Raw genomic sequence first — 21,716 nt, 5'->3', positions numbered from 1 at the left:
GGGTCATAGGCTGACGGTACGGTAGTTCTTATAGAGCAATAAGAGAGTACACGATAAAGAAAATCATCCGGCTTGCCTGGTAAGCCGGACAGAACCGAAGCGGAGGGCAATTATGCTACAGATTATAAAAAACGCAAACGTCTTGAACCAACAAGGGGAACTTGAACGGAAAACCATCATTATAGATGAAGGTAAAATTAAAAAGATCGCTGGTCTGGAAGACCAAGCCGTTCTGGATGCCGAAAAGTCAGCGCAAAGTGTGACAGACGCATCAGGCAAACTGGTCATTCCGGGATTGATCGATATGCATGTGCATCTGCGTGAACCTGGATTCGAACACAAAGAGACGATCGAGACAGGTGCCCGTTCAGCAGCACAAGGTGGTTTTACAACAATCGCTTGCATGCCGAACACAAGACCAGTAACAGATACAGCGGAAGTTGTGAAGCTGGTATTGGATAAAGCCAAAGAAGCTGATCTGGTTAAAGTGTTGCCTTATGCAGCCATTACAAAAAATGAACTGGGTCGTGAACTTACCGATTTTGCCGCATTAAAAGAAGCAGGCGCTATTGGATTCACAGATGACGGTGTAGGCGTACAAAACGCTCAAATGATGAAGGATGCCATGAGCCTCGCGGCAAGCATGGATATGCCAGTGATCGCTCACTGTGAAGATGACTCACTGGTTGTTGGTGGATATGTGACGGAAGGTGAGTTTTCGAAGCGTCATGGCATCAAAGGGATTCCAAATGAATCCGAAGCCATCCACGTTGGACGTGATATCCTGCTGGCAGAAGCAACGGGAGTTCATTACCATGTCTGTCACGTAAGTACAGAGCAATCGGTTCGCTTGATTCGTCTAGCGAAGTCCATCGGCATTAAAGTAACTGCTGAGGTATGTCCGCACCATCTGGTGTTGTCGGATGAAGATATCCCAGGCATGGATGCCAACTGGAAAATGAACCCGCCGCTACGCTCACCACGCGATGTGCAGGCTTGTATCGAAGGTTTGCTAGACGGCACGCTGGATATGATCGTAACTGATCACGCGCCACACAGTGAAGAAGAGAAAGCCAAAGGCATGGAGCTGGCACCTTTCGGAATCGTAGGATTCGAAACAGCCTTCCCGCTGCTGTACACCAAGTTTGTGGAAACAGGATTGTGGAGCTTGGAATTCCTGGTGAAACGCATGACAGCTGATCCGGCACGTGTATTCCGACTGGATACAGGCAAACTGGAAGAAGGAGCACCAGCCGATATCACGATGATTGACCTGAACGAGGAAAAAGCGGTTGATCCTGCAACGTTTGCAACCAAAGGAAGAAACACACCATTCACAGGTTGGAAGCTGAAAGGCTGGGCCGTACAAACTTGGGTGGATGGCAAAAGCGTGTGGAATAACACGGTACAACAGTAAAACGGTAACTTAGCAAATTAATAAATCAGTAACTCTATATCTTTAACTCTTTAAATCAGTAACAGTAAATCTTAACTTTTTAAAACAACAAATCTTTTTAACTCTAAAACTTAATCTACAACTTTTACACCAGTAACATCTTTTCAACTAACTCGAGGCAAATCATGCCGAGAGTCTAACATACGAAACAAGCAAAGTTGAATGTCATGATTTTGAACTTGGACACCAACGTAACTGCGGAGCGGACAGAAAAGACCCGAAGAAGCAAAGCGTTCGCCTTTATCACCGGATTACATCATTTAAAAAATGATAAAAAGTAATCCGGTGATAACAGCGATCAAAGGGTTTTCTGTACGCGGAGCCGCACAATCGTAACGTCCCCCATGTTCAACCCCAATGCATTCAACGTTGATAAACACAGAGGAGTGAAATGGGATGCAGGCACAGGCAAGATTATTGTTGGAAGACGGCACACTGTTCACCGGGAAAGCATTTGGTGCTGAAGGTGAAACTACAGGTGAGGTCGTTTTTAATACGGGAATTACAGGCTATCAAGAGGTGCTTTCGGATCCTTCCTATTGCGGTCAAATCGTGACCATGACGTATCCGCTGATCGGAAACTACGGCATTACGCGTGATGACTTTGAGTCGATTCGTCCATACGTACACGGTTTTGTTGTGCGTCGCCATGAGCCAACGCCAAGCAACTGGCGTGCGGAATACAGCGTAGACAATCTGCTTAAAGAATACGGCATCGTAGGAATCAGCGAAATTGATACACGCATGTTGACTCGCCGGATTCGTCACCACGGCACAATGAAGGGAATTCTCACAACAGGATCGAAGCCTGTGGAAGAACTGCTGGAGATGATGGGAGACACCACCATTGCAGAACTGCGTAACCAGGTGCCAATGACTTCTACAGAGCATGTCTACAACAGCCCGGGAACGGCTGAACGTATTGTGCTTGTGGATTATGGTGCAAAAACAGGGATTTTGCGCGAACTCAGCAAACGTAACTGTGACGTTGTTGTTGTTCCACACGATGTAACAGCAGACGAGATTCGTCGCCTGAACCCGGACGGCATTCAACTGTCCAACGGCCCTGGGGACCCGAAAGACGTACCTCACGCGGTTAACATGATCAGTGAACTGCTTGGCGAATACCCGATCTTCGGTATCTGCCTGGGTCACCAGTTGTTTGCACTTGCAGCAGGAGCAGACACGGAAAAACTTAAGTTTGGACATCGCGGAGGAAACCACCCGGTGAAAGAACTGGAGAGCGGACGTTGCTTCATCACATCCCAGAACCATGGATTTACCGTAAACGAAGAGTCTGTGAAGAGTACAGACCTGGAAGTTACACATATCAACAATAACGATAAGACCATTGAAGGTCTGAAACATAAATCATTCCCGGCATTCTCGGTTCAATATCACCCTGAAGCAGCCCCGGGTCCTTACGACAACAGCTATCTGTTCGACCGCTTCATCGAGATGATTCGCGAGCACAAGATCACTAACCCGCAAAAGCCGCGTCAAGCCGTATTGGCAGCCGCAGTGAAAGGAGCACAATAACATGCCGATTAACAAAGATCTCAAAAAAATCCTGGTGATTGGTTCCGGTCCAATCGTCATCGGTCAAGCGGCCGAGTTCGACTATGCCGGTACACAAGCTTGCCAGGCTCTGAAAGAAGAAGGCGTGGAAGTTGTACTTATCAACAGCAACCCGGCGACCATTATGACGGATACAAACATGGCTGACAAAGTCTACATTGAGCCAATTACACTGGATTTTGTAACCCAAATCATTCGTCAAGAGCGTCCAGATGGCTTGTTGCCAACACTGGGTGGTCAAACAGGTCTGAACATGGCTGTAGAGCTGGCTCGTGCTGGCGTGCTGGAACGTGAAAATGTGAAATTGCTCGGAACACAGCTGACATCCATCGAGAAAGCGGAAGATCGTGATCTGTTCCGTGACCTTATGCGTGAATTGGAACAACCTGTACCAGAGAGTGTCATCGTAACGACACTTGAAGAATCACTTGAATTTGCAAATGAGATTGGTTATCCAATCATCGTGCGTCCAGCCTATACACTGGGCGGAACTGGCGGCGGAATCTGTGCGAACGAAGAAGAACTGCGTGAGACGGTGGCAGCGGGAATTCGTTACAGCCCGATTGGGCAATGTCTGGTCGAGAAGAGCATTGCAGGTATGAAAGAAGTCGAGTATGAGGTTATGCGAGACAAAAACGATAACTGTATCGTTGTCTGCAACATGGAAAACTTTGACCCGGTAGGTATTCATACAGGTGACAGTATCGTCGTAGCACCAAGCCAAACATTGTCGGACCGTGAATATCAAATGCTGCGTTCAGCTTCCCTGAAAATCATCCGTGCCCTGAACATCGAGGGTGGATGTAACGTACAGTTTGCACTGGACCCACACAGCTTCCAATACTATGTTATCGAAGTAAATCCACGGGTAAGCCGTTCATCGGCTCTGGCTTCCAAAGCAACGGGTTATCCGATTGCAAAAATGGCTGCCAAAATTGCCATGGGTTACACGTTGGATGAAATCGTGAACCCGGTAACAGGCCAAACGTATGCTTGCTTTGAGCCTACACTGGATTACATCGTGAGCAAAATCCCACGCTGGCCGTTCGACAAGTTCATCTCGGCGAACCGTAAACTGGGAACTCAGATGAAAGCAACAGGCGAAGTAATGGCTATTGGCCGGACATTCGAAGAGTCGATTCACAAAGCAGTTCGTTCCCTGGAAATTGGCGTACATCGTCTCTACCTGAAGGATGCCGAAACGCTGGACGAAGCGACCTTGAACGAACGTCTGATCAAAGCAGATGATGAGCGTATCTTCCTGATTGCCGAAGCATTCCGCAGAGGTTATACGTTGCAACAGCTGCAGGATCTGACCAAGATTGACTGGTGGTTCCTGGACAAAATCGAAGGTCTGATCGCATTTGAAGATCGCATTCGCGAAGAATCCGAATTGTCTTCCGACATTCTGTATCAAGCGAAACGCCTTGGATTTACAGACCGTGCCATTGCTGAACTGCGTGCGCAAGGTCAACCAGGAGGCACATTAACAACTGAAGCGGAAGTTAGAACTCGTCGGGAAGCAGAGAACCTGCGCCCAGTGTACAAAATGGTAGATACATGTGCGGCTGAGTTTGAAGCAACAACGCCATATTATTACTCAACTTACGAGACAGAGAATGAAGTTATCCCTTCAGACAAGAAAAAAGTTGTGGTGCTGGGTTCAGGACCAATCCGGATCGGTCAAGGGATCGAGTTCGACTACTCAACTGTACACGCAGTATGGGCATTGCAAAAAGCAGGCTATGAAGCAGTCATTATCAACAATAACCCGGAGACGGTGTCTACGGACTTTAATACATCGGATCGCCTGTACTTTGAACCGCTCTTCTTCGAAGATGTCATGAACGTGATTGAACAGGAGAAACCAGTAGGGGTTATCGTACAGTTCGGTGGTCAAACGGCCATCAACCTGGCAGCACCACTGCGTAATGCAGGTGTAACCATTCTCGGAACGGATCTGGAAAGCATTGATGAGGCGGAGGACCGTAAGAAGTTCGAACGTCTGCTCTCCCGTCTGGAGATTGCACAGCCAAAAGGTAAAACAGTCATTTCCGTTGATGATGCGGTAGAAACAGCTCAAAGTCTGGGCTACCCGGTACTGGTTCGTCCTTCCTATGTACTCGGCGGTCGTGCGATGGAGATTGTATACTCCGATGCTGAATTGCTGACATACATGGAACAGGCGGTTAAAATCAATCCGGAGCATCCGGTCCTGATCGACCGTTACATGATGGGTAAAGAAGTTGAGGTTGACGCCATCTGTGATGGTGAAACGGTATTGATTCCGGGAATCATGGAACATATCGAGCGTGCAGGGGTTCACTCTGGTGACTCCATCGCGGTATATCCTCCTCAACATCTGTCCCAGGATTTGAAAGAGAAAATTGTAGAGATTACAATCAAAATTGCGAAAGAACTGAAAACGGTTGGTCTGGTCAACATCCAGTTTGTTATCCATGATGGCCAAGTGTACATTATCGAGGTGAACCCACGTTCGTCCCGTACCGTACCATTCCTGAGCAAAGTAACCAACATTCCGATGGCGAACTTGGCAACACAAGCCATTCTGGGTGTGAAACTAAAAGATCTTGGTTATGTTGACGGGCTGTGGCCTGAATCGGATCATGTATCTGTTAAAGTTCCGGTCTTCTCCTTCGCGAAGCTGCGTCGTGTAGAGCCAACCCTCGGACCTGAGATGAAGTCTACAGGTGAGGTTATGGGTCGTGACCCGAATTACGCTAAAGCGTTGTTCAAAGGTCTCATCGGCGCAGGAATGAAAATTCCGGCAACCGGAGCGATCGTAGTAACTGTAGCAGACAAAGACAAAGACGAAGCGGTTCCTTTGCTCGAAGGTTTCTACAGACTGGGTTACAAAATCATGGCTACCGGTGGAACAGCAGCTGCGCTTGAAGCAGCGAACATTCCGGTAACGACTGTTAACAAATTAAGTGAAGGTTCGCCGAACATTCTGGATATGATCCGTAGCGGCGAAGCAAACTTTGTCTTCAACACACTCACCAAAGGCAAAACACCGCAGCGTGATGGATTCCGTATCCGTCGTGAAGCGGTAGAAAACGGCATTGTATGTATGACTTCATTGGATACGATTCGTGCGCTGCTGATCATGCTGCAAACGATCAACTTCTCTTCGGAAGCAATGCCTGTCTTTGTAAAATAAATAACTCTCTGATGAAGGACATCAGTCAGCCTGCGGGCTGGCGGGATGTCCTTTATATCGGGCAAAAACGGAAAAAATGAGCAAGTGGAGGGGAGCGCTGGTGATGAATCAAGCGAGTTTCAATGAAATGGCTGGCCGTCTGATGGTGGCACTGGATTATCCTGGAGCGGAAGAAGCTCAAGAATTGGTACAAGCTCTTGAGGGCATTCCCTGTTATCTCAAGGTGGGTATGCAGCTGTTCTACGCAGCAGGACCTGACTTTATTCGGGAGCTGAAATCCAAAGGCTACTCCGTTTTTCTGGATGTGAAAATGCATGACATTCCCAACACCGTTCGTGGCGGAGGTGAGAGTATCACACGTCTGGGTGTAGACATGTTTAATGTGCATGCAGCAGGTGGAGCCCTCATGATGCGTGCTGCACGTGAAGGTGCTGAGGCAGCAATCGCTGCCGATCCTTCCCTTAGCAAGCCCGAGATCATTGCAGTCACTCAACTCACGAGTACAAGTCTGGAAACGATGAATAACGAGATTGGCATCCCGGGAAGTGTGGAAGCTGCTGTGGTCCGTTATGCAGGACTAGCCCAAGAGGCCGGACTGGATGGAGTTGTTGCTTCTCCACTGGAAGTGCCCGCAATTCGGGCAGCGTGTGGCAGTGCTTTTCACACCGTTACTCCAGGAATTCGTCCAGCGGGTAGTGGTCTGGGAGATCAGACACGCGTCTTGACCCCAGGTGAAGCCATCGCCAGAGGCAGTCATTACATTGTTGTAGGCAGACCCATTACAGGCGCTCCCAATCCGCGAGAAGCGGTAGAAACCATTTTGAAGGAGATGTTGAACGCATGATCGAACTGAATGAGATTCCGAATCATATTGCTTCCCAACTTTTGAAAATTAAAGCCGTGGCGTTACGTCCGCAGCAGCCATTTACATGGACATCCGGCATCAAATCACCAATATACTGTGATAACCGCTTAACGATGTCCTATCCGGAGATTCGCAACGATATCGCTGAAGCATTTGCAACAATCATTCGGAACCAGTACCCGGATGCAGAAGTCATCGCAGGTACAGCAACCGCAGGTATTCCGCATGCTGCCTGGGTGGCTCAGAAGCTGGATCTGCCGATGGCCTACATTCGTGATAAAGCGAAAGGACACGGCAAGGAGAACCTGATCGAAGGTCTGATTACCGAAGGACAGAAAGTGGTTGTCATCGAAGATCTGATCTCTACAGGTGGAAGCTCGATCAAAGCAGCCGAAGCCGTACGTGTAGCAGGCGCAACACCTCTCGCCGTACTTGCCATTTTCAGCTACCAGCTGGATAAAGGTGTTAAAGCATTTGAAGATGCTGGAATTCCACTTCAGACGTTGTCCAATTACACGGCGCTGATGGATGTGGCTTTGGCTCAGGGAACGATTCAGGAGAGTGACTTTGAGTTGCTTAAATCCTGGCGTGAAGATCCTTCTTCATTTGGTAAATAATATCATTGATACCTCAAAAAATGTTCAGGAATGAACGGTATCAAAATTGTAATGATTGCCGTCATAGCGGCAAAACCATCGAATATGCAAGAGGCATCCCGCACTTTGGGGTGCTTTTTTTGTTTGTTCATCAAAATATTAACTTTTTCTCTCTACCGTTGTAAAAAGCTTGTAACTTTTAGTTGTGATCGGTCGTTTATAATTCAGTGTAGGATGGAACAGATTTCTAATTTTAGGTTTTTTGAAGAAATGAACGGGATTTCAAGAAAGGATGAGCGTGATTGCTGGCATGAAGAATTTATTTCTCAGAAAAAGACCTGCCAAGAGCCAGTCAGGCGATGAACATCAACAGGGGGAAACACCGTTGGAGGCATCGACGGAGTCGGGGGAAAATACATACAACAATGAACACGATTACCCGACAAGTAAACCTTCGTTACCTGAAAGTGAAATCGCTTCAGATGAAGTGGCTGCAGCTGCTGTCACTACCGTTGATGAACCCCAGAAGAAGATCAAACCAAAGAAGGATATGCTGCCTCCATATGATGGACCTGTACTGGAGGTGCGTAACGTGCATCGCAGTTTCCAGACAGGCAGTCGCATTATCCATGTGCTCAAAGGCATTGATATGGAAGTGAATCCGCAACAACTGGTCATGCTGAAGGGGCGATCGGGCTCAGGCAAAACAACACTGCTGAATATGCTCGGTGGACTGGATCAGCCTTCAAGTGGAGACATTCTGTTCTCTGGTCAGCCTCTTCAGGATTGGGGAGACCGGCGGCGGACCGCTTTGCGGCGCAAAGAGATCGGTTTTATTTTCCAGGCATATGCACTCATGCCCTTATTATCTGCTTGGGAAAATGTAGAACTGTCGCTGCGCATGGCGGACGTTCCGCGAGCGGAGTGGAAGGACAGGGTTGGTCACTGTCTGGATCTGGTTGGACTATCCAAACGGGTGAAGCACCGACCTTTCGAGATGTCCGGGGGAGAGCAGCAGCGGGTGGCTATAGCCAAGGCGATTGCCCATAGACCCAGATTGTTGCTTGCGGATGAACCTACAGCTGAACTGGATTCCAAGATGGGCGCTCAGGTCATGGCCGTATTCCGCAATATTATTGAAGTAGAACAAGTAACAATATGTATGACTACACACGATCCTACAATTTTGGAGGTTGCGGACCATGTTTATGAAATGGCGGACGGCAGATTTATCAAGTAAAGGGGCCGCTCCGAAGAGGGGGAAACGCGCAGCGATTATTGTACTCGGTGCGATAATGGTTGCAACGATGTCCGGCTGCTCATTGCTGCCGTCAGAAACAGAGGAAGAAGTGCTTCCGCCTATTACACCACCAACGATCTCCAAGAAACCGGAATATGAAGTCCGGACGGAAACGTTGGAGAAAAAAGTAAGTGGCAGCGGCAAGATGATGAGTCAGCGGGAAGAGAAGGTGTACTTCACGCTTGATGGCATGCATGTCAAAGAGTTAAATGTTAAACCAGGGGATAAAGTGAAAAAGGGTCAACTTCTTGCTGTCCTCGATGTGGAGAGTGTAGAAAAGGAGATCCGTGGCAAGAAACTGGCTATTCGCAAATCCGAAGTTCAAATGAAGGAAACACTCCGCAAGAAGGATGAGATGGACCCGGTAGAGTTCGAAGAATCAACGATTGCGTTTGAAGAACTACGCCAGGAACTCGCTGATCTGGAGGAACAACTGGGCAAAGCCACGTTGACCGCTCCGTTTGGCGGCACCGTTATTGCAGTGCAGGTAGAGAAGGGTGCAACCGTGAAAGCGTATGATCCGATTGCTACGATTGCGGATACATCGAATCTGGTTGTGGCAGCTACCTTTGCCAAGGAAGATCTGGAGAAGTTCTCGGCCGGTATGAAGGCAGAAGTAGATATTAATGGAGCTGGTAAAGTCGCTGGCAAAATTAAAGTTATGCCTATCGCGGAAGCATCGGGAAGCGGCAGTGGCGAAGGGACGGGTGAAGGCGGTACGCCTCCAACCAAGGAAACGCTGGATAAGTATGTCATCGTTACACTTGCAAAAATGCCAAAAGGCGTCGAACGTGGCACACCACTATCGGTCTCGATTGTAACGCAGCGTACCGAGAACGCAATTGTGATTCCTGTATCCGCTTTACGCTCCATCGGTTCAAGAACGTATGTACAAGTGGTGGAGAGTGATGGCAGCAAGCGTGAAGTGGACGTTGAAGTTGGACAGCAGACATCGACAGATGTCGAGATTCTGAAAGGTCTGACCGTAGGTCAGAAAGTAGTGGGACGCTAATGGGGCTGCCATTGCTTCGGCTGCTGTTCCGCAAAATGTGGAACACGCGCTGGATGACCTTCAGCACACTGATCGGATTGATTGTGGCGGTAGCGTTCACCGTCAGTATTCCAATGTATGCCGATGGTGCGTTGAAACGGGTCGTCGCGCAAACGCTGCAGGATAACAGTGAAGGGTTGCCAGCCGGTTCGTTGCTTATGAGTTATCAGGCACCCGGTGGCGTGAAGACAGACACACGGGGTCTGGATGAAGTAGATCGTTATATTCGTGAGGATGTTCCTCGCGACATCGGGTTTCCTTTTCATACGTATGTGAATTCGAGATCCATTCGCAGCACAGAGGTGAGCCCGGAAGATCCAACCAAAGTGGATGCCAGCAGGGCGCGCAGTATGAGTCTGGGTACGATGAGTGGGCTGGATGCACAGGTGAATTACTCTGCCGGGGTGAAACCTGGAAACCAGGTCAAAGATGACACGATCGAGGCAGTCATGTTGGAAGAGGGTATGTACCGTAACGACCTGCATATCGGCGATATTCTGGAATATCCGGTGTATAGCGGTCTTGATATCACGTTACGTGTGAAGATCACCGGGTCCTTCAAGGCAGATGATCCAAACAGCCCTTACTGGGTACAAGGATTTGACGGCATGATGAATGGACTATATGTGGATGAATCGGTTTTTAATGATGTTTTACTGAAGGAAAAAGGGATTCCACTTCAAAATTCACGTTGGTATTATGCCTTTGATCTGAAAGAAATTCAAACCAGCCAGTTATCAGGTCTGACTTCCATGCTGGAAAGGCTGGATATCGATCTGTACCAGCGGCTGAAAGATACAAAAGTGGACATCACCTTTGGTGATCTGCTCAAGCAGTTCCGCAGTCAGAGTCTGCAACTGCAGACCATGTTGTTTACCTTGGCAGCACCGATGATTGCGATGGTCTTTTATTTTATTGCGATGAACGCCAGACAGTCATTACAGAAGCAAGAGAGTGATATTGCGGTATTGCGCAGTCGTGGAGCTTCAGCTCGGCAGATCTTCTCTCTCTACTTGCTTGAAGGCATATTTCTGGGCGCTATTGCGCTGGTTATTGGGCCGTTGCTTGGTTGGTTTATGGCCAAGAGTATTGGTTCAGCAAGTGGCTTTCTCTCGTTCGTAGATCGGAAGTCTATTCCGATCGGTGTATCAAAAGAAGCTATTCTCCTGGGAGTAGCAGCGGTCCTTGTAGCGATCATCGCATCACTTATCCCTGCGATAACCTATGCACGGGCAACCATTGTATCTGCCAAACGGCGGCAAGCACGAACAGACCGTGCTCCAGTATGGCAGCGCTGGTTCCTGGACGTTGTGTTGTTGGGTCTGGCTGGATATGGATACTACCTGTTCTATGAACGTCAGATGTTGACCTTCCAGACCGGAATGACAACCGATCAGTTGCAGGTACAACCGTTTCTATTCTTTGTACCCGCACTCGCGATCTTTGCGCTTGGACTATTCTTCTTGCGCTTGTTCCCGTGGATATTAAAGCTTATTCAGTTGATCGGTCGCAAGTTTCTCCCGGTCCCGTTGTATCTGACATTAACGCAGTTATCGCGTTCATCTTCTTCCTATTACCCGCTGATGATCCTCCTTGTACTGACACTGGGACTTGGGGTGTACAACTCGGCTGCAGCTCGGACGATTGATCTGAATTCCACTGAGCGTACCTTGTACCGTTATGGTTCTGATGTGATTATGCAGACTGTGTGGGAAGGGACACCTGAGGTTAAACCTGGTGGTTCCGGACAGAATGGCGGTACGGGTGGAGGTCAACAAGGTGGTGGCAATGGAGGAGGAGGTTCTGCTGGTGGTGGTTCCGGCGGAGGCAACGGCGGTGGAGGTGCTCCAGGTGGTGGCGGTTCTTCGCAGCCATCCAAAGTCATCTACTCCGAACCTCCATTCGAGGTGTTCCGCAGATTAGACGGGGTTGAACATGCAGCACGTGTGCTGCAGACCAAAGGCAATATTATCGTCTCTGGTAAATCGGGTGGACAGGGGATGCTGGTCGGAATTGATAATGTGGACTTTGCTCAAGTGGCGTGGTTCCGCAATGATCTGTTCCCGGCACATCCATACAAGTACCTTGACTTGCTTGGTAAATATGAAGGGGCTGTATTAATCTCTTCCAAATTTGCTGACAAGTTCAAACTCAAAACTGGAGACCTCGTCTCCATGGGTGTACAGGGACAGGCGATTGAATTCGTAGTCTTCGGAATTATTCCTTACTGGCCAGCCCAGTATCCGGATCAGATGCCATTCTTCGTGGCGAATCTGGATTATATCTATGATCAGGTGCCTCTGATTCCTTATGAGGTGTGGCTGAAAATGGAACCGGATGCCAAAGTGGCTCCACTAATGGAGAAACTCGCAGCAGAAGGCATTGAGTTATCATCGGTACGTGACGTACGTACCGAATTGGTATCTCAGGCTAAACATCCGTCACGAGGTGGCGTATTCGGGATACTGAGCCTTGGATTCCTGGTATCGGTTATTATCTCGTTGATCGGATACGTGCTGTACTGGTTCTTCAACCTGTCCGGACGTGTTGTACAGTTTGGGGTATTGCGGGCCATGGGCTTATCCCGTGCACAACTGAGCGGAATGCTGTTGCTGGAACAGGTGTTCACAGCGGGGCTGTCGATCCTGCTAGGTATTGGGATTGGTCAGGTATCCAGTCGTTTATTCCTGCCATTCCTGCAAACGACGGATAATGTATCTGCTCAGGTACCTCCGTTCCGGATTGTGTTTGAACAGCAGGATATGTTGCAACTGTATGGGGTCACCGTGGTGATGCTGGTCATTGGTGCAACGATGTTGCTCTGGCAGATTCGCAGATTGCGGGTTCACCAGGCAGTCAAAATGGGAGAGGAGAGGTAAACGTGATCCAATGCGAAGGACTTGTCAAAATTTTTAAATCCAGCGATGTGGAAGTCGTTGCCCTTCAGGGTCTCAACCTGACTGTCAATCAAGGTGAAATGATGGCGATCATCGGTAACAGCGGTAGCGGTAAATCCACCTTGCTGAATATTCTGGGCGGGCTTGATCGTCCTACGGCTGGTACGGCTGTTGTGGGAGAGTGGGATTTGCTCAAGATGACAGATGCCCAATTGGTCGAATACAAACGTCATACGGTAGGTTTTATTTGGCAAAATAACGGTCGTAACTTGCTGCCTTATCTCACTGCACTGGAAAATGTGGAGACTCCCATGATTCTGGGAGGCAAGCGTGATCGTGCTTACGCGAAACAGTTGCTCGAATGGGTAGGCCTTAAGGATCGGATGCATAACAAATTGCATCAATTGTCAGGAGGAGAGCAACAACGGGTAGCGATTGCGATCTCATTATCCAATCGTCCCAAAATTCTGCTTGCAGATGAACCTACCGGTTCGGTCGATTCCGAGACATGTGATACAATCATGGGCATTTTTCGAAGAATGAACAAGGAACTTGGCGTTACGATTGTCATCGTTACCCATGACTTGACGCTTGCTGGCAAGGTGGACCGGATCGTTGCGATTCGGGACGGCTTGACCAGTACCGAGTTTGTGAAGCGCAACCCGAATCTGGATGATGAGCATAACTTGTCCGAGGCGGGTATGCCAGACATCCATGAAGCATTTGTCATTATAGACCGTGCAGGACGACTTCAGGTGCCAAAAGAGTATCTGGAGGCCTTATCCATTGATAACCGGGCGACATTGGAATTTGACGGTGAACGTATTGTCATTACACCGCCAAGATAATTAAGAGGGGGAACTGGGAAATGAAGAATAGTATGTGGGGAAAACGTGTGCTGGCTGTCATCGCTACTGCGACGCTAGCACTGCCGCTGATTGCCGGCTGTACGGCAAGTGAGGCGAAGGATACGGAGCAGCGTGTATTGCGTGTGGCTACGATGTGGGGCGGACAGGATGACAGTTACTTCCGTCAGCAATTTACCGATGCTTTTGAACTGACACACCCCAATGTAACGATCGAGATTGTGGCTGCCGTTGATCAGAGCAGCATGTATGGGTACGGTAACACAGAAGAACAGCAGGAAGCTCCGGATACGATGGAAAGTCTGAAGAAAATTATGACTGGGGATAATCCGGTTGACGTCATCGTGGCTGATACCTCTACAGTCAAATCATTAATTCAGGAGAATCTGGTGAAACAGCTGGACCCATTGATGCAGGAAGACAAGTTTGATACCAGTGATATTGTGCCTAGTGTGCTGGAGGGAATTAAGGACCTTGGGGACCAGAGCATCTATGCATTGACACCAACGTTTTCCTCCTCCGCTTTGTTCTATAACAAGGGTATGTTTGAAAAAGCAGGCGTGGAACCACCAACGGACAATATGACTTGGGATGATATTTTCAATCTGGGTACCCGTCTAACGAAAGGTGAAGGTAAAGATCATGTATTTGGTTTCTCCTTCACGACATATCAGGGTGGTCCGCCGTACTACTCCATGCAGCAGTACTACAGCTCGTTGCAGCTGAAGACGTTTGATGACAAAGCAGAGAAGATGACAGTAGATTCTCCTCAATGGGAGAAAGTGTGGAGCACCATCAGCAAACTTGCGATTGACAAAGTTATTCCTAAAGGCGACGAGCCACAGGATCAGAATCCGAGTGGGCGTTATGATCCGGTACAGGGTGACCTATTCCTGAGTGGCAAGTCAGCCATGGTTATTGGTGATTACAGCTATATTAATCAATTAATTGATGCTAATAAAAATGCGGATAAAATGAAAGACTTTACGAAAGTGGATTGGGATGTGGTAACACCTCCAGTTCACCCGGAAGCTCCTGAAATTGGAGGTAGCATCTACCTGAGCAACCTCATGGCGATTAATAGTGCGGCTCAGAACCCGGATGATGCATGGGAACTGATCAAGTACATGAACAGTGAGGATTGGGCTAAGATCAAAGCACGTAGCAGCTATGAGATGGTATCACGGAAGAGCTTCATCAAGCCCAAAGACGGCCTGGATTATAACATTCAAGCATTCTATTCGCTGAAGCCGATTCCGCCAACAAATACCAATCTGGATAAAATGTATCAAAAATCCCCAGGTTTATGGCAAGTCAATGAAAAAGGTATGGAATATTTCAACCAGGTACTAGAGAACAAAAAGACACCAAAAGAAGCACTTGGTGAGTGGGCAGCTAAAGGAAACGAGATGCTGGAGAAATTGAAAAAGGATCCTAAAGCTACGTTTCAATGAGATTTGATGTAGTAGTCATATCATAAGTTAAGGATAGCCGCTGAAGATTTTAATCTTTGGCGGCTATTTTTATGAAAATGGGGTATTCTACAAAAAGCAGGAATAAATGACGACTCCGGAAAGGACGAGCGGTATGCACTGGGTATATTTCAGCAAGTTGTATGCAACCAAATTTCAGGCAGGGTGTCTGGCCAAACGTATGGAGCAGGATGGGTGGATTTACGGTCATAATGAACCAGCGGAAGTGGAAGTTTATCGATCACGTAAAGGACGTTACGGTGTACGTTTTATTCCCTGACATTACCCCTTGACTTATTGGGATAGAATGGTGTATATTAATTAAGTCGCTGTTTTAATATTTCTTACTGACGCGGGGTGGAGCAGCCCGGTAGCTCGTCGGGCTCATAACCCGAAGGCCGCAGGTTCAAATCCTGCCCCCGCAATTTAGTTTCACTTGGATGATTCACAGCCATCATCTGCACGTTATACATTATGTCTAGGGCCCTTAGCTCAGTTGGTTAGAGCGGTCGGCTCATAACCGATTGGTCACAGGTTCGAGTCCTGTAGGGCCCATACTCTTAAAACCCTTGCCTAGCAAGGGTTTTTTTCTGTCTACATGTAAGCTTTGGAGGAAAAAGTATATTGTTAATGGTGTCTTTCTAGTATGCCCTTTTTTTCGAATCACGATGTATGTCCATGCCATATCTCAAATCTCGCATATACTACCTTATCCCAACCCATAGGAGGTAGATTTCATGAGTCAATTTCTTGATGCAAGAACATCTCAGAATGCGAGTTTGGCTAACTCTATTGCAATACCAATCCTGGTTATTAATACACCACAATTATTCGGCCAGATTGGTCTGCAAACAGCAGGAGCAGGGGCAAACCCACGTGTACAATTCAAAGGAACGGTGTCTGTGCAACTTCCTTTGGCACTCGTTGGTGTAACTATTACAATTGTTAGGGGGACTTTGGCTACGGACCCTGTGATCTATTCCGCAACGTCTACGTTTAGCTTGAGTGTCCTTGCACCTCAGATTATTACGTTCTCTGCAGATGACTTCAACCCGCCTATCACACCTCAATTGACGTACACTGCATTTATCAGTTCCAACTTGCTCGGTACGATCCGTGTAGGCCCTGAGAACTTTGATGGAGCTGTGTATTCCGACTAATGTTGAGCGTCCTTGCCTAAGTAAACTAGATCAATAGTCTTCTTAATTGAAAGGCCTCAAGGACCTGCCCTCAAAAGCAGGTTTTTTTCCTGTTGAAGGGGAAAACTGAACTTCATCGAGTAGGTAGGGTTCTATGATATAATGCATTACAGAGATTGAATGGTATTGGACATCAAATAATACGTGAACATCTGAGAAACGTATGAAATTAGTGATAGAAAGCAGGTTTCCGTTTAATGACGTCAAATGAAAGTCAACGTTTTCGTTACAGTGAAGCTCCGGTCTGGGATTGGCAGAGAGCTTATTATGAACAGAAGGGGCTACAAGCTTGGACAGAGAACCAAGTTCCTCAATATATTACGAGTAATCCGATGATTGCCACGGCGTATGCAGAGATGATTTTTGGCTTTCTTCAGGACCTCTCGAACAAAGGAAAGATCAGCGAGACCGTAACCATTCTTGAACTTGGAGCGGGTGTAGGGCGTTTGGCACATCAAGTTCTCCTGAAACTGATTGAGTTAAAAGAATTTGCTGGAATACCTTTACCGCCTTTCAGATATGTGATGACGGATCTCGTAGCGGAGAATGTGCTGGGTTGGCAGGAGCATCCATCCATGCAATCCTTTATTCAACAAGGTATAGTGGATTTTGCACGTTTTGACGCTGTAGCGGATACGGAATTGAATCTGGTCGTTGCAGGAACGGTTATTCAGCCCGGTGATCTGAAACAACCGTTGTTGTTGATTGCTAATTACTTTTTTGACAGCATTCCACAGGAATTAATCTACATTGGGGATGGCGAGATCTATGAGTGTGATCTGCTTGTACAGTCTCCGGATCGTCGTCTTGATCTTGAGCCCGCTGAGATGCTGAAGAACATGACGCTGAGTTATGAGTATCGCCAAGCGCCCGAATACAGTGCGGATAACTATCCGTATCAGGAGCTTATCACATTGTACAAAGAGGAACTGGAGGACTCGCACATTCTGTTCCCTGCAATCGGGTTGTCCTGTCTCGAACGGTTGAACAAGCTGTCACAGTCAGGTTATGTGTTGATTACCGCTGATAAAGGGGATCATCGCCTGGATAACTGGAAGTTCGCAGAGCCACCTGAATTTGTTCTTCACGGGAGTTTTTCTCTAACGGCTAACTACCATGCGATTCAATATGTTCTTGAACAACAGGGCGCTCATACTCGATTCACAACACATCATTATAAAGATCTGAATGTTGGGTGTATGTTGATGGTTGAAGAACCCATTAGTTATGTGAACACACGTCTGGCCTACCATCGATTTGTTGAACGTTTTGGACCGGATGACTTTTTCAGCATGAAACAATGGGTAGACTCTCGAATAGAGAGTATGGAGTTAAAGCATATTTTGCCGTTTTGGCGTCTGGGTGGATATGATGCGGAGTTCTTGATTCACAGTGCTACCCACATTTCCAGTCTTCTTCCTGATGCAAGTGATGAGGAAATGCTCGATATTCAGTCTGGTATTCATACGATGTGGTCGTCCTACTATGTGATGGAGCAACAAGGAGGTCTCGCATTTCTGGCAGGGCAGCTGTTATATGAGATGTATATGTATGAGGATGCAAAACGGTTTCTGGAGATATCATTGGTTGCAGATCCGAGTAACCATAATCCAGCGGTCTTATACGATTTGGCTGTGTGCTGTTATGAACTTGAACTGGAAGAAGAAACCCTGTCATATACCCATAAAGTATTGGCTCTGGAACCTGATCATGAAGAGGCGGCAGCCTTGCTCCAGAGTTTCGAGTTGATCTGAACGGAACAATTTTAGTTTATCTCCTGTATGTCTAGAAATAGTGATGGTTGTATATAAAATTGAAACCTAATTGGGTTGTAATCGTATTAATGGGATATTCAACCAATCATCTATTTCAACAGAAAAGGAGACAAAAACATGAAAAAAGCCTTATCCATTGCATTATATCCATTAATGTGGGTTGTGGGTGCATTTAGCGTTCTGTCTGTTAATGCAAACAGTGCTGCAGGCAGCGCCCTCTTTGTGAAAGATATCGCTACAGATCGAAGCTATGATGGGCAGGCTATATATGATAGTATTGAACGTAGAAATGCCTAACTACATATCATTCAACTGTAAAGGTAATTGTGTCGTCGAGCAATAACATGAGAAACAATTACTCTTGAAGTGATGTACGATGAGCAGGAGTTCTGTCCGTACAACCTTTAAGCCGGTTTCGTACCTTATTCAGGTATGAACCGGCTTTTATTTATGAATGGGGGATACCAGATGAAGATTATTATTGGACAACCGAGGCTGGAACAGGATTTGCTGCAGCTTGAAGCCGAACTCAAGCAACACCCTGATGCGGATATATTGTTTTTTCCTGAAGGTTATCTGAACCAGAATGTCGAAGACGCTTGCCGCCTGGCGGCTGAATATGGAACCATGATTGTATCAGGTCATCGCAGGTTGGACGAACGCCCGAAGGACCGATCGATCATCATCAGTACGGCTGGAGAGGTTGTATTGGAGAAAGCTAAATATACACCTGCTGAGACGGCTCAGGAACAGGGTTGGGTAATAAGCACTTTGTTGTGTGATGAGCTGGTCTTGCAAGGATTTCGCAATGAGAATATAGGGAATGTGGACATTGTGATGCATTCCATTGGTGTGGGCATGTTCAGTGAAGAGCAGTACAGTGAGTGGGTAGAAGAGGCTCGGCAGATCGCCTTGAAGCATCAATGTATTGTCATGGGGACAAGCCATGCGGATGGTTCGTACCGTGATAGCGAGATATCCATTCCAATCGCGTATTGTATAACACCTGATGGAGAGGTTGTTCTGGCATCCCGAAGTGATACACGTACTCTTACAATCCTTCTGGACAGAGGAAATACAGACCCTTCACCTCAGGAGTCACAAGAAAAACAACTGAAAATCTCCATCGCCCATTCGGTTAAATCAACGGGTATGAATCCCGGATGAATGGGCTGTTGAACTTGCCGATTCGCCCGGTCACTTGCGCGGAATACGCATATGTTATGGCATACCTTGAAATTCAAAGGAGGCCAATCAAATGAGTCAAGTTGGATACGGTTGTTGTAATGCTGGTGGCGGATGGACTTCTACAAGTGCAATTCTTGTGCTTTTTATCCTGCTCGTGATCATCACAAAATCTTTCTGGCTGTAAGTCACGTATAGAAACGTGCAAACAGTGGGCTCCGCTGAGACTTCAGCGGGGCTTTTCCTGTTTATAAGAAACAACATATGCCATCCATGACATTTGACAACTGAAAACAATGTGCTTAAAATCACATAAGAGACTATTAACAGAGATTGAAGGGATAGCAATGCCGTTTATTCGCTTTAAAGGATTCACAGGTCCTCAACTAGAGGAAGTTGTACCCCAAATTACAGAGCAGATGGCCCTAATTACTCATATTCCAAGGGAGAGAATGAAGGCAGAGCGTCATGATGTACAAGCGCTAACACCTTCTCCGGCTTCTATAGAGATTCTGATGTTTCAACGTGACCAGGAGATTCATAATCGGATTGCATCGTCGGTGCAAGCTATTTTGGAAGAAGCATATATGCCGGATGTGCACATTTTCTTCAATATATTGTCACCTACTTTGTATTATAAAAAAGGCAAGCCGCTGACAGATTATCGATTGGATTGAGATTGTGAGGGACGAGCAGAATGTTGCTCGTCTCTTTTGCTTTACATATTTTTCGTATGTTTACCAATGGGCTGGTTCCTGTGAACCCTGCTCAACGATAATGAGCATATCGCAGACACAATAAACAAGGCTCCGCCGATAAGGTATACCCATCGAACGTCTAGTAGATCGACGACTAGACCAAAGATAACTATGGATACACTCATAACCGTGGATATCAGGACGCCATGGGTGGCGTATACCTTGGTTAGGGATTCGACAGGTACACTGTTCTGAAGCGCTGTCTGCTGAGCCACATCACGGATCTGATGAACTGGACCCATGAGTATGCATAACACCAGAGCGAGCCATGGCAGGTTGTTTAGACCATAAACGACTGTCAGCAGGCTGCAGAGAAGAGAACCCATGGTCATACTTGCGAATAGATGCTTCTGAATACGTTTGGCCAGCGAAAGAGCCAGAATACCTCCAAGCATGGTTCCAGCAGCGTAACTCGAGTTCATGAGTCCCCACCAACCTTCTCCTCGTCCCAGAGCTTCTTTTGCAAAGGCCAGCGTAACAGCTCCGATCCAGATGGAACCCGCAAGTGCTTGGGCAATGTCCATAAGCGTAATCAGCCGTAAGGATGGATTCTTCCAAAGTATACTCCAACCTTCCCTCAATACATTCCGCGATACAGCAGATTTCTGAGGTTGTTCTACATTCCGTGTGAGCGAGCCCATGGCAATCATGAAGATCAGAACGGCCCAGGACAGGCTTGTAGCTGCCCAGAAGGTCTGTGACGCCCCCCAGTTCATCACGGCGAATCCCGTCATGGCGTAACCGACAATGGTTACAGTCTGATTGGAGAAAGATAGTAGGCTATTTGCTTTTATAAGGTCTTCACCTTGAACCAATCGTGGCGTTAAAGTCTTCAGTAACGGAGTTTCCCATCCGTCCAAGAAGGATAATACAATCACTCCGAGCAATAGAAGCGGCAGTTGTGAAATCAAGTGATTCAACGAAATGGCTATACAGGTCATGATTAATGTTTTGGCTATGGAAATGCTGATCAATAGTCTGGAGAATGGGAAACGGTTCACAAGTAATGGCAAAGTGAGACCGGCTATTATGCGTGCAATGATCTGAATAAGTGGAAACATTGCAGCAGAGAGTACCGATCCAGTGAGACCGTATATAAATGTAGTAATGACCATGATATATATGACATTAATAAGCGAGAGCAGCGTTTTGGCGGCCCAGTACGGATAAAATGCGATGTTCATGCCAATGATGTCCTTTCCGAAACGATATATCTATATTACGGGCATTGTCATCATTGCACCACAAACAAAGTTATCATTTTCCCGTCATTTCATCACAAAAAAACTGCCCAACAGGGCAGTTATCTTCTAATGCCTATAGTTCATGCCACAGCAAGTGTGAAGGCGATAAGCAACATCAGCAGGCTGGTCGTTCTGACCATAGTCATATAAGGCCTGCTGGGTTCGGCTTCGCCCCGGGAAATCCAGCCATAGCGCAGATACCAGCCGAATTTTGGGAAACAGAGATTGATGATACAGAGTACCATGAATATAAAAAAGAGGGTTCTCATACCCATCTTCCTTTCTCACTTACA

19 protein-coding genes and 2 tRNA genes are annotated in these 21,716 nt (G+C 47.2%); 19 read left to right on the top strand and 2 right to left on the bottom strand.

Translation table 11 applies throughout. The features are described from left to right. Positions 1-112: 112 nt before the first annotated feature. The 19 genes from MKY95_RS23660 (at position 113) to MKY95_RS23570 (ending at position 20,098) form a co-directional block, all read left to right on the top strand. On the top strand, positions 113-1,417 hold the full coding sequence (locus MKY95_RS23660) for a dihydroorotase (protein ID WP_036674849.1): 1,305 nt from the start codon (positions 113-115) through the stop codon (positions 1,415-1,417). 435 nt (positions 1,418-1,852) lie between these two features. Continuing rightward, positions 1,853-2,995 carry a glutamine-hydrolyzing carbamoyl-phosphate synthase small subunit gene (carA, locus tag MKY95_RS23655; RefSeq protein ID WP_047843735.1) on the top strand — a complete coding sequence of 381 codons (1,143 nt, stop codon included), beginning with the start codon at positions 1,853-1,855 and terminating at the stop codon, positions 2,993-2,995. A gap of 1 nt (position 2,996) precedes the next feature. Beyond that, positions 2,997-6,215: a carbamoyl-phosphate synthase large subunit gene (gene carB / locus MKY95_RS23650; protein ID WP_036614808.1), complete on the top strand. Its 3,219-nt coding sequence runs from the start codon at positions 2,997-2,999 to the stop codon at positions 6,213-6,215. A 103-nt stretch (positions 6,216-6,318) separates the two neighbouring features. Beyond that, entirely contained in the window at positions 6,319-7,059 is a 741-nt protein-coding gene (pyrF, locus tag MKY95_RS23645; protein WP_076318873.1) for an orotidine-5'-phosphate decarboxylase, read from the top strand. Further along, positions 7,056-7,697: an orotate phosphoribosyltransferase gene (gene pyrE, locus MKY95_RS23640; protein ID WP_036614805.1), complete on the top strand. Its 642-nt coding sequence runs from the start codon at positions 7,056-7,058 to the stop codon at positions 7,695-7,697. Before pyrF ends, pyrE begins: the two co-directional genes overlap by 4 nt. A 289-nt stretch (positions 7,698-7,986) precedes the next feature. Then, complete coding sequence (locus MKY95_RS23635) at positions 7,987-8,916, top strand: ABC transporter ATP-binding protein (RefSeq protein ID WP_339194725.1); 930 nt, start codon at positions 7,987-7,989, stop codon at positions 8,914-8,916. Continuing rightward, positions 8,879-9,988 (top strand): efflux RND transporter periplasmic adaptor subunit, encoded by a 1,110-nt coding sequence (locus MKY95_RS23630; protein ID WP_036614803.1) that lies wholly within the window; start codon positions 8,879-8,881, stop codon positions 9,986-9,988. Before MKY95_RS23635 ends, MKY95_RS23630 begins: the two co-directional genes overlap by 38 nt. Further along, positions 9,988-12,906 (top strand): FtsX-like permease family protein, encoded by a 2,919-nt coding sequence (locus MKY95_RS23625; protein WP_076318875.1) that lies wholly within the window; start codon positions 9,988-9,990, stop codon positions 12,904-12,906. Before MKY95_RS23630 ends, MKY95_RS23625 begins: the two co-directional genes overlap by 1 nt. A gap of 2 nt (positions 12,907-12,908) precedes the next feature. Then, positions 12,909-13,772 carry an ABC transporter ATP-binding protein gene (locus MKY95_RS23620; RefSeq protein ID WP_076318876.1) on the top strand — a complete coding sequence of 288 codons (864 nt, stop codon included), beginning with the start codon at positions 12,909-12,911 and terminating at the stop codon, positions 13,770-13,772. Positions 13,773-13,792: 20 nt separating this feature from the next. Further along, positions 13,793-15,244: an extracellular solute-binding protein gene (locus MKY95_RS23615; protein ID WP_036674852.1), complete on the top strand. Its 1,452-nt coding sequence runs from the start codon at positions 13,793-13,795 to the stop codon at positions 15,242-15,244. A gap of 106 nt (positions 15,245-15,350) precedes the next feature. Beyond that, complete coding sequence (locus MKY95_RS23610) at positions 15,351-15,542, top strand: hypothetical protein (RefSeq protein ID WP_047843730.1); 192 nt, start codon at positions 15,351-15,353, stop codon at positions 15,540-15,542. A 71-nt stretch (positions 15,543-15,613) separates the two neighbouring features. After that, positions 15,614-15,687, top strand: a tRNA-Met gene (locus MKY95_RS23605). A gap of 56 nt (positions 15,688-15,743) precedes the next feature. Continuing rightward, positions 15,744-15,817 (top strand) — tRNA-Ile (locus MKY95_RS23600). Positions 15,818-15,999: 182 nt separating this feature from the next. Then, complete coding sequence (locus MKY95_RS23595) at positions 16,000-16,422, top strand: hypothetical protein (RefSeq protein ID WP_036614795.1); 423 nt, start codon at positions 16,000-16,002, stop codon at positions 16,420-16,422. Between the two features lie 236 nt (positions 16,423-16,658). After that, entirely contained in the window at positions 16,659-18,215 is a 1,557-nt protein-coding gene (locus MKY95_RS23590) for a hypothetical protein (protein ID WP_076318877.1), read from the top strand. A gap of 138 nt (positions 18,216-18,353) precedes the next feature. Then, positions 18,354-18,533 (top strand): hypothetical protein, encoded by a 180-nt coding sequence (locus tag MKY95_RS23585; protein ID WP_036674855.1) that lies wholly within the window; start codon positions 18,354-18,356, stop codon positions 18,531-18,533. Positions 18,534-18,704: 171 nt separating this feature from the next. Further along, the gene (locus tag MKY95_RS23580) at positions 18,705-19,403 is read left to right on the top strand and encodes a hypothetical protein (RefSeq protein WP_076318878.1); all 699 of its coding nucleotides are present in this window, start codon (positions 18,705-18,707) and stop codon (positions 19,401-19,403) included. A 91-nt stretch (positions 19,404-19,494) separates the two neighbouring features. After that, positions 19,495-19,608 carry a YjcZ family sporulation protein gene (locus tag MKY95_RS23575; protein WP_082219140.1) on the top strand — a complete coding sequence of 38 codons (114 nt, stop codon included), beginning with the start codon at positions 19,495-19,497 and terminating at the stop codon, positions 19,606-19,608. A gap of 160 nt (positions 19,609-19,768) precedes the next feature. Next, positions 19,769-20,098: a DUF1904 family protein gene (locus MKY95_RS23570; protein WP_036614785.1), complete on the top strand. Its 330-nt coding sequence runs from the start codon at positions 19,769-19,771 to the stop codon at positions 20,096-20,098. 41 nt (positions 20,099-20,139) lie between these two features. Here MKY95_RS23570 and MKY95_RS23565 read toward each other — a convergent pair whose 3' ends face one another. Beyond that, on the bottom strand, positions 20,140-21,363 hold the full coding sequence (locus MKY95_RS23565) for an MFS transporter (protein ID WP_339194718.1): 1,224 nt from the start codon (positions 21,361-21,363) through the stop codon (positions 20,140-20,142). Between the two features lie 140 nt (positions 21,364-21,503). Continuing rightward, a complete protein-coding gene (locus MKY95_RS23560; RefSeq protein WP_083669812.1) occupies positions 21,504-21,692 on the bottom strand; it encodes a DUF6199 family natural product biosynthesis protein in 189 nt (62 codons plus the stop codon). Positions 21,693-21,716: the final 24 nt, after the last annotated feature.

The organism is Paenibacillus sp. FSL P4-0176, from assembly GCF_037975265.1.
Classification (GTDB): domain Bacteria; phylum Bacillota; class Bacilli; order Paenibacillales; family Paenibacillaceae; genus Paenibacillus; species Paenibacillus amylolyticus.
This window is presented reverse-complemented; position numbering and strand designations above follow the sequence as displayed.

Bases quoted from the DNA above. Each gene is read 5' to 3' on its own strand.
- MKY95_RS23660 (WP_036674849.1), top strand. From the start codon at position 113: ATGCTACAGATTATAAAAAACGCAAACGTCTTGAACCAACAAGGGGAA.
- carA (WP_047843735.1), top strand. From the start codon at position 1,853: ATGCAGGCACAGGCAAGATTATTGTTGGAAGACGGCACACTGTTCACC.
- carB (WP_036614808.1), top strand. From the start codon at position 2,997: ATGCCGATTAACAAAGATCTCAAAAAAATCCTGGTGATTGGTTCCGGT.
- pyrF (WP_076318873.1), top strand. From the start codon at position 6,319: ATGAATCAAGCGAGTTTCAATGAAATGGCTGGCCGTCTGATGGTGGCA.
- pyrE (WP_036614805.1), top strand. From the start codon at position 7,056: ATGATCGAACTGAATGAGATTCCGAATCATATTGCTTCCCAACTTTTG.
- MKY95_RS23635 (WP_339194725.1), top strand. From the start codon at position 7,987: ATGAAGAATTTATTTCTCAGAAAAAGACCTGCCAAGAGCCAGTCAGGC.
- MKY95_RS23630 (WP_036614803.1), top strand. From the start codon at position 8,879: ATGTTTATGAAATGGCGGACGGCAGATTTATCAAGTAAAGGGGCCGCT.
- MKY95_RS23625 (WP_076318875.1), top strand. From the start codon at position 9,988: ATGGGGCTGCCATTGCTTCGGCTGCTGTTCCGCAAAATGTGGAACACG.
- MKY95_RS23615 (WP_036674852.1), top strand. From the start codon at position 13,793: ATGAAGAATAGTATGTGGGGAAAACGTGTGCTGGCTGTCATCGCTACT.
- MKY95_RS23610 (WP_047843730.1), top strand. From the start codon at position 15,351: ATGACGACTCCGGAAAGGACGAGCGGTATGCACTGGGTATATTTCAGC.
- MKY95_RS23595 (WP_036614795.1), top strand. From the start codon at position 16,000: ATGAGTCAATTTCTTGATGCAAGAACATCTCAGAATGCGAGTTTGGCT.
- MKY95_RS23590 (WP_076318877.1), top strand. From the start codon at position 16,659: ATGACGTCAAATGAAAGTCAACGTTTTCGTTACAGTGAAGCTCCGGTC.
- MKY95_RS23585 (WP_036674855.1), top strand. From the start codon at position 18,354: ATGAAAAAAGCCTTATCCATTGCATTATATCCATTAATGTGGGTTGTG.
- MKY95_RS23580 (WP_076318878.1), top strand. From the start codon at position 18,705: ATGAAGATTATTATTGGACAACCGAGGCTGGAACAGGATTTGCTGCAG.
- MKY95_RS23575 (WP_082219140.1), top strand. From the start codon at position 19,495: ATGAGTCAAGTTGGATACGGTTGTTGTAATGCTGGTGGCGGATGGACT.
- MKY95_RS23570 (WP_036614785.1), top strand. From the start codon at position 19,769: ATGCCGTTTATTCGCTTTAAAGGATTCACAGGTCCTCAACTAGAGGAA.
- MKY95_RS23565 (WP_339194718.1), bottom strand. From the start codon at position 21,363: ATGAACATCGCATTTTATCCGTACTGGGCCGCCAAAACGCTGCTCTCG.
- MKY95_RS23560 (WP_083669812.1), bottom strand. From the start codon at position 21,692: ATGAGAACCCTCTTTTTTATATTCATGGTACTCTGTATCATCAATCTC.